The 13,785-nt window shown below is 69.9% G+C and carries 9 protein-coding genes; 1 reads left to right on the forward strand and 8 read right to left on the reverse strand.

Annotated elements, in window-relative coordinates:
• Positions 1 to 135: 135 nt before the first annotated feature.
• The 5 genes from WMF46_RS02915 to WMF46_RS02935 form a co-directional block, all read right to left on the reverse strand.
• Positions 136 to 1,527, reverse strand: coding sequence for a DUF1552 domain-containing protein (locus WMF46_RS02915; RefSeq protein WP_437984192.1), 1,392 nt, complete (start codon positions 1,525 to 1,527; stop codon positions 136 to 138).
• On the reverse strand, positions 1,524 to 3,269 hold the full coding sequence (locus WMF46_RS02920) for a DUF1592 domain-containing protein (protein ID WP_437984193.1): 1,746 nt from the start codon (positions 3,267 to 3,269) through the stop codon (positions 1,524 to 1,526). Before WMF46_RS02920 ends, WMF46_RS02915 begins: the two co-directional genes overlap by 4 nt.
• Positions 3,270 to 3,430: 161 nt before the next feature.
• On the reverse strand, positions 3,431 to 4,138 hold the full coding sequence (locus tag WMF46_RS02925) for a hypothetical protein (protein ID WP_437984194.1): 708 nt from the start codon (positions 4,136 to 4,138) through the stop codon (positions 3,431 to 3,433).
• On the reverse strand, positions 4,135 to 4,887 hold the full coding sequence (locus WMF46_RS02930) for a tetratricopeptide repeat protein (RefSeq protein WP_437984195.1): 753 nt from the start codon (positions 4,885 to 4,887) through the stop codon (positions 4,135 to 4,137). The genes WMF46_RS02925 and WMF46_RS02930 overlap by 4 nt, the downstream gene beginning before the upstream one ends.
• Positions 4,887 to 5,432, reverse strand: coding sequence for an RNA polymerase sigma factor (locus WMF46_RS02935; protein WP_437984196.1), 546 nt, complete (start codon positions 5,430 to 5,432; stop codon positions 4,887 to 4,889). The genes WMF46_RS02930 and WMF46_RS02935 overlap by 1 nt, the downstream gene beginning before the upstream one ends.
• A gap of 209 nt (positions 5,433 to 5,641) precedes the next feature.
• Here WMF46_RS02935 and WMF46_RS02940 point away from each other — a divergent pair, with 209 nt between their 5' ends.
• Positions 5,642 to 6,634, forward strand: a complete 993-nt coding sequence (locus WMF46_RS02940; RefSeq protein ID WP_437984197.1) for a hypothetical protein — start codon at positions 5,642 to 5,644, stop codon at positions 6,632 to 6,634.
• Between the two features lie 788 nt (positions 6,635 to 7,422).
• On the opposite strand, the gene WMF46_RS02945 is transcribed toward WMF46_RS02940, so the two are convergent.
• The 3 genes from WMF46_RS02945 to WMF46_RS02955 all read right to left on the reverse strand — a co-directional run bounded on the left by WMF46_RS02945 (position 7,423) and on the right by WMF46_RS02955 (position 13,702).
• The gene (locus WMF46_RS02945) at positions 7,423 to 7,569 is read right to left on the reverse strand and encodes a GxxExxY protein (RefSeq protein ID WP_437984198.1); all 147 of its coding nucleotides are present in this window, start codon (positions 7,567 to 7,569) and stop codon (positions 7,423 to 7,425) included.
• 149 nt (positions 7,570 to 7,718) lie between these two features.
• Entirely contained in the window at positions 7,719 to 12,251 is a 4,533-nt protein-coding gene (locus tag WMF46_RS02950; protein ID WP_437984199.1) for a two-component regulator propeller domain-containing protein, read from the reverse strand.
• The gene (locus WMF46_RS02955) at positions 12,248 to 13,702 is read right to left on the reverse strand and encodes a TIR domain-containing protein (RefSeq protein ID WP_437984200.1); all 1,455 of its coding nucleotides are present in this window, start codon (positions 13,700 to 13,702) and stop codon (positions 12,248 to 12,250) included. Before WMF46_RS02955 ends, WMF46_RS02950 begins: the two co-directional genes overlap by 4 nt.
• Positions 13,703 to 13,785 lie beyond the last annotated feature (83 nt).

A 13,785-nucleotide genomic window follows, 5' to 3' on the forward strand; every position in this document is an offset into this window, starting at 1 on the left:
CAAATGTGTCGGAGCGTAGTGGCCGAAGCCGTCCGGGGCAACCCGGATCCTGGCGCTGGGCAGCTACCCGTCCGGCGTCCCGCGGCGGCGTGCGCGGGCGCGCGGGCGCTCGGGGGGGCGAGGCGAAAACGGGGCTCAGGCCAGGAGGCCTGGCAGCGGCCCGGTGCACACGCCGGGAATGCCGAAGGTGGTCACGTCGTCGAGGCCCATGGCGTTGCATACCGACACGAGCAGGTTGTTGTGCGGCAGGTCGGCGTACTTCATGTAGCGGCCCATCTTGAAGTAGCCGCCCGCGCCGCCCGCGAGCACCCAGGGGATATCCTTGTACGTGTGCGTGTTGCCGACGCCGAGCTCGTTGCCCCAGAGCAGCAGGGTGTTGTCCAGCACCGAGCTGCCGTCCACTTCCTTCGCGAGCGCCAGCTGATCCAGCACGTATTTCACCTGCTCGCTGTGCCAGACGTTGATCTTCACGAGCTTCTCGTTCGCGACCGCATCGTTGTCGCCGGCGTGGGAGAGCTCGTGGTGCTCCTCGTTCACCCCGATCCAGGGATAGTACTGCCAGCTATCGGCGTTGGCCCACATGAACGTGGAGACGCGGGTCATGCCGCAGATGTGCGCGAGCAGCATCAGGTCGGTCTGCAGCCGGCCGACCTTCGGATAGTTCTCCATCGCTCGCGTGTCGAACTTCTCCGGCATCGTGAGCGGCGTGCACGAGACCACCGCGCTCTGCAGCCGCTGCTCGATGTTGCGGATGCCGCCGAGGTGCGCCTCGAGCCGCGCCTTGTCCTCGGAGCTGACGCGCGACTTCAGTCGGCCGATATCGTCCTTGAGGAAGTCCAGCACGCTCTGGCGCTCGGCGATCAGCCGCTGCAGCTCCGTTTCGGAGAGATCCGCGTTGGCGAAGATGCGCGAGTACATCTGGAATGGATCGTCGACGGCCGTGTTCGGCTGGTTCGGACCGCGGTACGAGATCACGCGGAGCGGCTCCTGCCCCTCGATGCGCACGCCGAACTCGAGCGACGGGAACTGGCTGCTCTTGCCGATGCGATTGGCAATGTGCTGGTCGACGGAGATGCGATCCGCCCAGCCGGCGGGGCCGCCCGCGCCCGTGAAGCTGCCGGCGAGCAGCGAGCCGCCCGTGAGCATCGCGCCGGGGCCCTTCATGTGCGGGCCGCCTGGTTTGTTCTCGCTCGTGACGCCGAGCTCGTCCTCGACCGTCGAGTTCATGTGCACGCCCTTGAGCACAAGCATCCTCTGCTTGTGCTCCTCGAGCGGCGCCAGGATCGGGCCGAGCGAGAGCGGCGCCTCGTGCGCGTCCCCTGCCGGAAAGAACGCCGACGGCACGGTGCCGTTCGCCGAGAAGATGCCGATGAAGCGCTTGGCGCCCGGCTGCTTCGCGTCCTGACCAAAGACGGTGGCGCTCCGCCAGACGGGGCTCGTGAGCGCGACGGTCAGGGCGCCGAGCCCGCCCAGCAGCTTGCGGCGGCTGATCTGGGTGCGGAGGTCGATAGGGCCTCTTCGGTTCATGGCATCTCCTTCGTGTGCGCGTCGATCGGACGGCGGTAAAGGAAGGCGTCCGTCTCCACGACGGCGCGGGGAAGCGCGTTCAGATCCTGGCCGGCGGCCTTGAAGGTCTCGAGCAAGCTCTCCATCGAGCAGCCATCCATGTCCTGTTCGAAGCGGGCGATGGCGAAGCGGAACCACTGGCGCGCCACGCACTCTTCCACCTCGGCGCTGCCCGCGAGCCTCTCGCCGAGCTCCGCCACGCCCTCGAAATCGCCGTCCATGTCACGGGTGGCGATGACCTTCCCGCTCGCGTCGACCGGCTCACCGCCGTCGAGCTCGCGGTAGCGGCCGAGCGCGTCGTAGTGCTCGAAGCCGAAGCCGATCGGATCGAGCAGCTGGTGGCAGCCGACGCAGCTCGGGTCCACCTCGTGCTGGGACAGCCGCTCTCGGGTCGAGCTGTTCGGGTCGACCTCGGGCGGCTTGGGGATGTTGGCCGGCGGGGCCGGCAGCTGCTGGCAGAGCAGGGCCTCGCGCACGAACTTCCCTCGGTAGATCGGCGAGCTCTCTGCGGGCTTCGCCTGGATGGCGAGCAGCGCAGGGAGCGTCAGGAGTCCCGAGGTGGCGCCGTCCGTGCGCTTCAGCGCCTGGAAGGACTCGTCGCCGGTGACGCCGTAGTAGCCGCCGAGATCCTTGTTGTAGAAGACCGTCGTCGAGGTGAGGAGCGCGCTCAGCTTGCCTCCCTCGTCGTCGAGCACGTGGTCGAAGAAGGCGTCGGCCTGCCCGCGCAGCGACTCGCGGAACGACCGCGATTGCCACTCGGGGAAGGCGTCCGCGTCCTTCACCACGCTGTTCAGGCCGTTCAGGTGCGTCCAGCTGCCGAGGAAGCGATGGACCAGCCTCTCGCCGCGCTCGTCCTCGAGCATCCAGTCGAGCTGCGCCGCGACACCCTCCTTCGTGGTCAGGCTGCCGTCCTCGATGGCCTCGTTCAGCCTGGCGTCCGGCAGCGTGCCCCACAGCATGTAGGAGAGGCGAGCGGCCACCTCGTAAGGAGAGAGCTTCACGGCGCGATCGCTCACCTTCTCCGAGGTGCCGATCTCGACGCGGTACAGGAAGCGCGGCGACTGCAGCATGCCGCGGAGCAGGAGCTCGACCCCGTGCTCGTAGCTCGTCTCCGCGCCGACGCCGAAGAGCTGCATGTGTCGCTCGATGTCCGCCGCGTCCGTGATCGGGGCGCGGTAGGCGCGGGCGCCGAAGCCCACGACCAGCTGGCGCGCGCACTCGCTCGGATCGGCTCCGGCCTCGCAAGGCGCGATCCTGTCGAGCGCCGCCGGATTGCCGGCGATCGCCGCGGCGATGACGTCCGCCGCGGCCTGGAAATGCTCGAGCTCGACCTGCGTCACGTCCGGCTGCAAGAGGCCGAACGCCGACGCCTCGATGGCGGGGCCGAGCGCCGCATCCAGGCCGGGCACGTCGCCGGCGAGGTCGCGCACGGTGTTCAGGTACTGCTCCCTCGAGAGCAGCCGCATCGGCGAAGGCCCAGGATCGATGGTGCTCGCGTCGCACTTCAATGGCTCTCCGGGGCCTGCCGACCCCGAGCCCGAGCCTCCGCTGCTCGAGCTGCCGCTCGTGCCGTTCGTGCCCTCCTGCGGCGATTTGCCGTCTTCGCTGCCCAGGTTGCCGATGCACGCCGACAGCGCGAGCGCCACGGCGAGCAGGCCCACGCTTCCGTGGGACTTGAATTGTTCAATCGATGATGTAGTCATTCAGGACTCCGCTCGGGGCTGCTGGCTACTCAGCCTCGGTGGGAGACCCGCTCGGGCGCGATCACCTTTTTCGTCGTCGAAGCGTGGAGACGTTTCGATTGGTACGAAGAGGTAGGTCTACGGTCGCCCAGCTCCGACCCGACGGCGGGAGCGCCGCCGGTTCACGGTCCTTCGATGCTGCAGCACACCGCGCAATCGTAGGCTTCGAGCAATTCGCGCCCGGCGCACGGGACGTCGCCGCACGCGGTTCCCTTCAAGGCGCCGCAGCTCGGGAGGCATTCCCCTTCGATCTCGATCGAGTGCGGCGGATCGCAGGGCGTGTCGTTGCCCGGAGGCTCGTCGCCATGCGGCGTGAAGTACAGGCGATCCAGCCCGACGCCCTCGACGGCGTTCGCGAGGACGAGCTCGTGAGCTCCGGCCGAGAGGGGAAAGCGGAGCGGCTCGCCATAGCTCGTGTTGTCGTGGAGATCGTCCCAGAACCAGATGTCGCCGACGCTGATGCGCCAGAGGTACCAGGTTCCGCCGTCCACCTGGAACCAGAAGCGGTTGTTGAGGGCGCTCGGAGCGTGGATCCGCCCCCAGATCACGTACTCTGCCCCGCTCGGCGCCTCGAAGCGGTAGCGAGCTCGCGCGAGCCCCGGCGTGCCGTCCGAGGTCACTCCGGCCGGGGGCGCGATGAAACGGCCCTCGGAAGCGCGGCTGTCTTCACCGACGGTGAAGCCGTCGCTCAGCTCGCCTAGCTCCGCCTCGATAAAAGACGATCCGGACACGACCGGCGCCCAGGCTCCGACCGAGGTGATCTCCGCATCACACCCGGAGCCCGCAAGGCAGCCGAGAGCCACGACGCGAGCGGCCGACCAGCGCTTCACGGCTGATCCAGGAACCGCCTTAGCTTCGCGCTGTGGGGGCTCTTGGGATACTGCTTGACGAAGGCCTGAGCGCGCCGCTTCGCCTCCTGTGCGTTGCCGCGCGCGGCCAGCACGTCGATGGCGAGCACCTCGCGCTCCTGCCGGAGCACGCCGTTCGGGAACTGCGCGCGCAAGCGCTCGAGGAGCGCCGTGGCTCCCGCCACGTCTCCGGAGCGCAGCTTGGCGCGCGCTTCCGTGAGGAGCGCGCTCTCCGCGCGCAGAAGATCTGTTTCCGTCGGCTTCGGTCCGCTCGGCCTCCGGGTCGGCTCTCCCGCGGTGGGACCATGGAGCGGCGGCTCCGGAAGTGCCTTGGGCTCCTCCAGAGGCAGAGGCGCCACAGGGGCCTGCGGCACCTCCGCAGGCGCGCGCTCCGGGGCCGCCGTGCGGGGCGGCGCAGGCGCCTCGTCCGGGGAGGAGAGGGCCCAGTACCCTCCGCCGAGCACCAGGCCGCCGCCCACGAGCACCGCCGCTGCCTTGACCGAGAGCGCCGACGGCAACAGCGAACCCACGCCAGCCTTCGTGGCCGCGGCGGCGCTCGCGCCGGCCGTGGCGCCGACGGCCGTCCCCGCCGCCAGCTGGCCCGCGATGCCGCGCCATGCGCGCTCCTTCGCGCCCTCGGGCGGACCCACGTGGCGCACGCTTCCAAGGAGCTCCCGCTCGAGCGGGTCCGCCCCGCTCTTGACGCTCAGCAGCCGTTCAGGATCCCCCATCACACGGCCTCCTTTCGGCTCGTGTCCTGTGCCAGCGCGAGGCGCTTGACCTCTCGCGAGAAGGTCTCGCGCGCCAGGCGGAGGCGCGAGCGCACGGTGCCCACGGAAATGCCCAGCAGGTCCGCGATCTCCTGCCCCGACTTCTCCTCGAGCTCGAACAGGACGAACACGAGGCGCTGCGGCTCCGGCAGCTTGTTCAAGATGGCCTCCGCCGCCTGCGCGCGCTGCCGCGACTCCGCGCTCAGCGCGAGCTCCTCGGACGCGCCTCCGTAGAGGTCCATCTCCGCGGCGTCCGTCGTGACCTCGCGCCGGAACCGCGCTGAGCGCCGGTAGTCGCTCGCGACACGCTGGCAGATGCCGAAGAGCCATGTCGTGAGGAGCGATCGACCCTCGAACTCGGCGAGCTTGAAATGCGCGGTCAAGAACACCTTCTGCGCCAGGTCGAGCACGTCTGCTTCGCGCACCCCGAGGCGCCTGAGCGAGCACCAGACGAAGTTGAAGTGCGCGTCGTAGAGGGCTCGAAACTCGGGGTCCGGTGTGCTCATGCCGTGACGTCCCGGTGACCTGTCAGCGAACGAGACGAGCAGACGCCGCCAGATCGAGCGCGGAATTGTGCAGGGACGATACCACTCGGTCTCCTAGTGGGGACGCCGGCCCGGGACGATCACAAATAAATGCGCGTGCTCCGCGCGGCGGCTACCCTCGCGTCGTCCCGATGCGGAGGCGTCGCGCTTTTCCCGTGGTTTTTGGTGCGATGCTGGCGGCTTCGGGGACCGCCGCGGCGCAGACCGAGCCGTTCCTGAGCGTGACGCGCGGCGCTGGCGCCGAGAGCTGCCCGGACGCGGCGCGCCTCATCGAGCGCGTCGAGCAGCTGCGCGGCCGGCCGGAGACGGGTGCGAGCGGCTCCTACGTCGTCGAGTTCACCCGGGAGGCCGACGGCTTCCGCGCGTCCATCCGCAGCGGGAGCGGCGCGCGCGAGCTGCGCGATCGCAGCCGCAGCTGCGCCGGGCTCGAGCAGGCGACGGCGGTGACGCTCGCGCTGCTGCTCGACTCCGACGGGCAGGCGTCGTCCCCGCAGGGGCCCGGGGCCGAGGCGCGCGACGCGCGCGACGCTCCGCTGCCCGCGCCTCCAGCGCCGGCGCCTTCGCCCAGCGCCTCGGCGGAGCGGCCGCTGGTCGCGCGGCCCGCGCCAGCGGGCGCCGGCGGCGGCGAGCGCGAGGCGTCGACGTCCGAACGTGGCGCCACGCGGCTCACGCTGACGGCGGGCGCTGCTGGCCTGTTCGGCGTGGTGCGTCCCTTCGCGCCCGCGCTCTCCGCGGAGCTCGGCATCGGCGGTGCGCGATTTCGAGCGGCGATCGGCGCGCTCTGGCTCGTCCCGCAGACGCTGGAGCTCGGGCCGGGCGAGCTCCGCGAGACGATGCTCGGCGGCGCCGTCCGCGCCTGCTTCGCGGCCGCGGGCGTGGGGGCCCTGCGCTTCGACGTGTGCTCCGGCGTTCACGCTGGCCGGCTGAAGGCGGCGGCGAGCGGCTTCACGCGGAACGACGCCGTCGAGAAGACGTGGCTGGCGGTGCCGATCGAGCTGTCGCTGGCGAGCCTGGCAGGTCCGCTCGGCTTCGAGGTCGGCGCCGCCGCGCTGGTGCCGCTCCGGCGCAACGATTTCTCGGTGGATGGCGTGGGGGTCGCGTACAGGTCGCCGCCGGTCGGCGCGCTGGTGTCGCTCCGTGGTGTTGGGAGCTGGCTGCTGTAGGGGCCCGGAGGGATCCCCTGTGCGCCGTGAAAGCGGCGCGTCCGTTGTGAGATGACGCGTCGCGTACTCGCTGGATCGCCAGGGCAAGCCTTCCCTACGCCGCCCCATCGCCCTCCTGCGCCGGCCCGTCGCGCCTCCTACGCCGCCCTAGCTGCCCTCCTGCGCGCCCATTTTTGTGTCCTATGTCACGATCGCAAGGCTCCTGCGCCGCCCCAGCTGCCCTCCTGCGCGCCCATTTTTGTGTCCTATGTCACGATCGCAAGGCTCCTGCGCCGCCCCAGCTGCCCTCCTGCGCCGTCCCAGCACCCTCCTGCGCCGTCCCAGCACCCTCCTGCGCGCCCATTTCTGTGGCCTATGCAACACTTTCCCCCGCCTGCGCATCCCCGCCAGGCCCCATGGCCCGCCGCTCGCGGCGCGGCCTCCGCCGCCTCCTCGACGCGTCGGCGCTCCGCATCTCCCGGCGCTCCGATTCGGCACCTCGCTCTCGACCTAAAAATCCTCCGGCCCCTCATGCAGAGCGGCCTGGCCCCGAGAAGGAGGCGTATCTTCACCATGGCACCGAAGGCATCCACCGCCACGTCGTCGAGGACCACGAAGGCCCAGAAGGACGAATTTGCGGTGGCGAACCGTCGCATTCTCAGTGGCCCCGTGTCGCTGCTCACCGTGATCGGACGCTTCACCTGGCAGCCGTCCTGGCGCTATCTACGTCGGTCAGGTCGAATGTGGCCGTCGCGATACCGAGCTCTGCGAGGCGTCCGCCGATCCTTGTACACGAGCGGGACGGCCCTTTACCGCTGGACCGTGAGCCCGCGTGACTCCAACTCGAAGGCGAGCGCCTCTTCGTACACCGCCTCCAGCAGCCCTGGTCCGCCGAGCGTCCGATGAACCTCGATCGCCGACTCCACCACGATCGTGACGATCTCGTTCTCGGTCATTCTCTCAGCGCCTTTCTGCGTCCCCGCGTCTCCGCGTCTCCGCGTCTCTGCGTTCAAATCCGAAACGGCACGTGGCGTCAGGTGGGCAGCGCGAGGAGACGCTCGCCTCATGGCACCCCAGGGTCGATGCCCGCCGGCCCAGCGTGCGCTCACCCGCCGTGAGCCATCGCCTCGACCAGCTGCTCGGCCTCGCGCGCCGGGTCGCCGGCGCGGAGCGTGTCGCGGAGCAGGGGGATGGCGAAGGAGAAGCGGTCGTCCTGCTCCACGAGGAAGCCGAAGAGCCTGAGCTCCTGGAGCGCCTGATCGACGGTCGCGGCGGGCACCGCGCGTCCGAGGGCGCTGGTGAGAGCCTGCTCCGCGTCGGCTGCGGAGAAGTCGTCCCGATCGAGCAATCGATGGACGAGGAGCTGCGCCGCGTCGCCGGCGTTGGAGCGGAAGATGTCGCGGAGCGAGATACCCACCTTCTGCTCGGCCAGCGCGAGGTGCTCCGCGGAGAGCACGAGGTCGCCGCTGCCGGCGTCCCGGAGCACATCGAGCGCGGCGTCGCAGAGGACCTGGACGAAGCTCGGGTATCCGCCGGTCTTCTCCGCGATCTGCGCTGGCAGCTCGGGGTCGGCGTAGGCGACCCCGAGGCGCTGCATGGGCTTGAGCGCGAGGTCGCGCGCGGCCTCGCGCTCGAGCGGGCCGAGCAGGCGGACGGTCGCGAAGTTGTAGAGAGGGGAGCGCTGGTTGAGCGACTCGCGGTAGAGGAAGAGATAGCCGGCCAGGACGAAGGAGCAGACCTCTTCGGCCTGGAGCGTCCGCATCGCGGCGAGCAGGGGAAAGCCCCTTGCCGCGTCCGCCTGGATCAGCCCATCGGCCTCGTCGAGGAGCACAACGCCCCTCTTGCCGCTGTCCTGGAACCGCGCGCGCAGGAGGTCGGCGAGCGCCGTCTCCGGGTCCTGGTCACGGGGCGCGTCGATCCTGAGCGCCCGGGCGAGCGCGCGGGCGGCGCGGGCGTGGTCGGCGACGCCGAGCAGATCGACGAACACGGCCTCGACGTCGGGCCGGCGGGCGGGGAGCTCGCGCAGGAGGCGCTTCAGGAGCGACGTCTTCCCGACGCGGCGGGGGCCGATCACGATGTGCTGGATGGAGCTCGCGAGCAGGAGCTCCTTGAGGAGCGCCACGCGGCCGAAGAACATCTGCTCGTCCTTCACCTCGCCGGCGGTGGCATAGGGCGAGAGGGCGACGAGGTGGCGGGCGTGGAGCAGGCCCGCGAAGGTGTGCTGTGGATTGCGGGCGAAGAGGAGGGCCTTGAGCTCGCGCTCGCCGAGGTGGAGGCTGTCCAGGTCGGCGGGGAGGAGGTCGCGCGCGACGTCGTCGCGGGCCAGCAGCACGAAGGGGAGCTCGAAGCGCTGGTGGCCCGCGTCCTGGAGGGCGACCTCGAAGGCGGCGCGGAGGTGGGCGGGCTCGGCGCGCCTGGCCTGGTCGAGATCGAGCGAGACGAGAGCGACGGTGTGACCGCGCAGCGGCGCCGGGTAGGGGAGGCGGGCGGCGAGGACCGAGAGGCCGTGCGGGAGCTCCTGCACGGGCGCGGAGGTGGCGTTCTCCATGCCGAGGAGCTCGGCCAGGGCACGGAGCTGCGTTGGGGCGTGCGGGGCTGTCGACACGAGCGCCTCGATCTGCGGAATGCGGGTCTTCGGCAGGTGACGTTGAGACCAGCCCTCGTCGCGCACGCGGGGGCGGCGCATGGAAGCGAGGGCCGAGGGTAGGCCGGAGGGGGCACGGCCGGCGAGCGGGGTACGGAGGTAGAGGTTGCGGCGATGGGCGAGGGCGACGATCGCGGCGGCGGTGGCGATTAGCGCGCCGAGCGCGCTGGCGACGAGCCAGTTCGGCAGCAGAGGGGGGGTGAAGGGGACGAAGACCCTACCTCTGGCGAGGGTCCCGCCGACCGCGACGACGAGATCCCCGTCTGGCGTCAACGCGAGATCATCGATGGCGCTACCCCTGGGAACGCCGAGATCGGGCGTCAGCGTGTAGACCCTGCCTGTGCCAGGGCGGTACCCGACGACGAACGGGGGCGTGTCGCCTTGCCGATCGACGCCCATCCAGAGGGTGTGGAATTCGTCGGGGGCGATGGCCAGCCGCCGGATCGGCATCGGAGGAAGGGGGCCCTTGCCGGTCATCGGCTCGAAGCGCTCGGCCGCCGCACCGGCGTCCTCTTTTCCGTTCGGCTTCATGACGAAGAGTCCCGCGGACGTGCCCGCCCAGAGACCGTGCTGGGGGCTGAAGGCGAGGGCGCGCACATCGCTGCTGGACACGGTGTCGCCGGTTGCGAGCTCGCGCGGCTCGCCTTGTGCGGAGATGTGAACGATGCGGGTGCGGGAACGCCGCTCGGCCGGCTCGGAATCGACGAAATGGTCTCTCGGAATGGCGTTGTAGGCGACGAACACGGAGCCATCCTCGGCGGCGGCCAGGGCGTCGACTGGACCGGTGGGCATGCGCTCCCAGCGGACGGACTCCACGCGAGGCATGTCCCCCTCCAAGGCGATCAGGGCCGGCCCGGCGCTGGTGCCGACCCATGCTCTGGCGTAGCCCGTACCGGGCACCGGAGAGAGGGCCGTCACCGTCGCGGACGGCAGGCCTTGGTCCGGGGTGATCTGGAGATCGTATTCCGGCCCGCGCAGTGTGAGGCCGCTGAGATCGGTCCCTACCCACACGGCACCGGCTGGGCCAGGAGCCAGCGCGGTGATGTTGGCGCCGGCGGGAAAGGAAGGCCCAGCGGCGAGTTGATCACCGTGTTCGCCTTGCTGACGCATCCACAGTGACAGGCCGCTGGGTCGAGCAACAGCGACGAGGGCACCCGTGATCGCGAGCCGTGTGATGGACGGCGCGGTGGTAAGCATTGCGCCGGATTCGTTCGATCCCGTGAGGACAAGGCGGGTTGCGCCCGAGCCTGTTGCTGTCCATACTGAGGTGCGTGAGTTCTCTCGAATCGATCGAATCGATGGGATGAGCGTGGAGTTGAGTTTGGTGGCGTGCGACGACCAGGAGCGAGTCTTGGGGTCGAAGCGGCTCACGCCACGCGCAGTCCCGAACCAGAGCGAGCCATCTGCATCCTGGGCGATGGCTTGGACATCGTTGCTGGCGAGGCCGTCTTTGGTGGAGTAGGTGGACCAGGAGCGAGCCTTTGGGTCGAAGCGGCTCACGCCACGCGCAGTCCCGAACCAGAGCGAGCCATCTGCATCCTGGGCGATAGCTTGTACATAGTTGCTGGCGAGGCCGTCTTTGGTGGAGTAGGTGGACCAGGAGCGAGCCTTTGGGTCGAAGCGGCTCACGCCACGCGCAGTCCCGAACCAGAGCGAGCCATCTGCATCCTGGGCGATGGCTTGTACATAGTTGCTGGCGAGGCCGTCTTTGGTGGAGTAGGTGGACCAGGAGCGAGCCTTTGGGTCGAAGCGGCTCACGCCTCCACTCAAAGTCCCGAACCAGAGCGAGCCATCTGCATCCTGGGCGATGGCTTGGACATCGTTGCTGGCGAGGCCGTCTTTGGTGGAGTAGGTGGACCAGGAGCGAGCCTTTGGGTCGAAGCGGCTTACGCCATCCGAAGTCCCGAACCAGAGCGAGCCATCGGCATCCTGGGCGATGGCTTGGACATCGTTGCTGGCGAGGCCGTCTTTGGTGGAGTAGGTGGACCAGGAGCGAGCCTTTGGGTCGAAGCGGCTCACGCCACGCGCAGTCCCGAACCAGAGCGAGCCATCTGCATCCTGGGCGATAGCTTGTACATAGTTGCTGGCGAGGCCGTCTTTGGTGGAGTAGGTGGACCAGGAGCGAGCCTTTGGGTCGAAGCGGCTCACGCCACGCGCAGTCCCGAACCAGAGCGAGCCATCTGCATCCTGGGCGATGGCTTGTACATAGTTGCTGGCGAGGCCGTCTTTGGTGGAGTAGGTGGACCAGGAGCGAGCCTTTGGGTCGAAGCGGCTTACGCCATCCGAAGTCCCGAACCAGAGCGAGCCATCTGCATCCTGGGCGATGGCTTGTACATAGTTGCTGGCGAGGCCGTCTTTGGTGGAGTAGGTGGACCAGGAGCGAGCCTTTGGGTCGAAGCGGCTCACGCCTCCACTCAAAGTCCCGAACCAGAGCGAGCCATCTGCATCCTGGGCGATGGTTTGGACATCGTTGTCGGCGAGGCCGTCTTTGGTGGAGTAGGTGGACCAGGAGCGAGCCTTTGGGTCGAAGCGGCTCACGCCTCCACTCAAAGTCCCGAACCAGAGCGAGCCATCTGCATCCTGGGCGATGGCTTGGACATCGTTGTCGGCGAGGCCGTCTTTGGTGGAGTAGGTGGACCAGGAGCGAGCCTTTGGGTCGAAGCGGCTTACGCCATCCGAAGTCCCGAACCAGAGCGAGCCATCGGCATCCTGGGCGATGGCTTGGACATAGTTGCTGGCGAGACCGTCTTTTGTGGAGTAGGTGGACCAGGAGCGAGCCTTTGGGTCGAAGCGGCTCACGCCTCCACCCGACGTCCCGAACCAGAGCACGCCGCCGCTGTCGCGATGGATGGCCGTGACCTGGTTCGACAGGAGCTCCGGCCCCTCCGCAAGCGGCAGCTCCCATGCCGCGAGCCGCGCCTGGTCTTCCCGGCACCCCGCGCCGGGCAGCAGCGCCAGCGCCGCCAGCGCGGCGGCCACGAGCGCTCGTCTCATGACCACTCTGCCGCGAACCGCTGCATCGCGGGCGCCACCCAGTCCCAGCGCGTGGCCCCCGCGTCCTTCAGCACGCCGAGCCAGGCGAGCCGCTCCTCGCCTCTCCGGCGCCGCGGCAGCGGCCTCTCCGCCACACCCGCGAGCGCTCTCAAGACCTCCTGCGCCTCCGCGTCGCCCCCCACGGTCCGCCGCAGCCGGTCCATGTGGTCGCTCGCCAGGATGCGCGCGAGGAGCGCCTCGCGATCGCCGGCCCGCACGTCGTCCGCGTGCCCGTCGACCAGCTCGCGCACGAGCGCCGGGTGCCCACCGGTCTCGTCGCACAGCACCTCGGCCGCCGCCTCCTCCCCGCCGCGCTCGAGCACGAGGTCGCGCACCTCCCCGGCCGACAGCGCGCCGAGCGAGACCGGCGTCAGCACGTGGAACGCCGAGTACAAGCCGCCCGAAGGTGGCCGTGTGCGGAGCTCGTGCAGCTCCCGCCCGCCCCAGACGAGCAGCTTCAGCCCCCGGTTCGAGAGCCTCGCCATCAGGTACCCCCACTGCTCGAGCTGCGGGGCCGGCACGTGCGCCAGCCCGTCGACCACGAGGAGCAGCTTCCTTCCGGCCTCGGCGACCGGCCCGCCGAGCAGGTCGTCCACCGCGTATTCGAAGCGATCCTTGGCGCTCCCCTCCGCGCGCGCGTCAACGAGCGCTCGCCACGGCGCCGGCAGCGCCCAGCGCAGGTCGCGCAGCAGGCGGCCATAGAACCGCTCCTCGTCCGTCGCCCTGACCTCCGGCACGAGCCGCACGGGCAAGAGCGCCTCTCCGGGGCGCTGCAGCCGGTGGAGCACCTCGCCGGCGACCTGGTGCGCCTCGAAGCCGAGCGGTGCGAGCAGCGCCACGCCGACGCACTCCGGCTTGCTCAGCGACTGCATGATCTCCCGCACCTTGTCGGCGCGCCTGACCTCGCCCTGCGCGCGCCGCGGCGCCCGGTGGGGGAGGGCGGCCGACCGGGCGCCCGTGATCGCGGTCACGGCCTCGCGGATCCCCCGCGCCACCTCGGCGAACGCTTCGTCCTCGTCCTCCCAGCTCCTCACCGGGCGCTCGTTCTTGGGCAGCGGCTTGAGCTCGCCGAGCTTCGTGTGGCGCCAGTCGCACGCCCGCAGGAGCACGGGAACGACCCGCGCCTGCCCGGCTTCACGGCGCGCGAGCGCGCGCGCCACGTCGCGCTCGTAGCACTCGCGCGAGGCGAGGAAATCCGCGCTGACGAGGAGCAGCACCAGGTCGGCACGCTCGAGGTGCCCCTCGGTGACCTCCCTCGACGCCTGCCCGGCGCCGACATCGCCGGCGTGGAAGCTCTGGATCAGCCCTTCGCTGCGAAGGGCGGCGAGGTGCTTTTCGAGCTTGGCAAGGAGCCCCCCGTCCTCGGACGCGTACGAGAGGAACACCTCGATGCGATGATCATGGCCCGGCACCGCGACAGGCTACACGGTTCCAAGCCTGCCGTGCATCGTGCACCTCGGCATCCGCAGAGCACGGGGGCTACCTCACCTCCTGC

This window comes from Sorangium sp. So ce117 (assembly GCF_051524395.1).
Classification (GTDB): domain Bacteria; phylum Myxococcota_A; class Polyangia; order Polyangiales; family Polyangiaceae; genus Sorangium; species Sorangium cellulosum_B.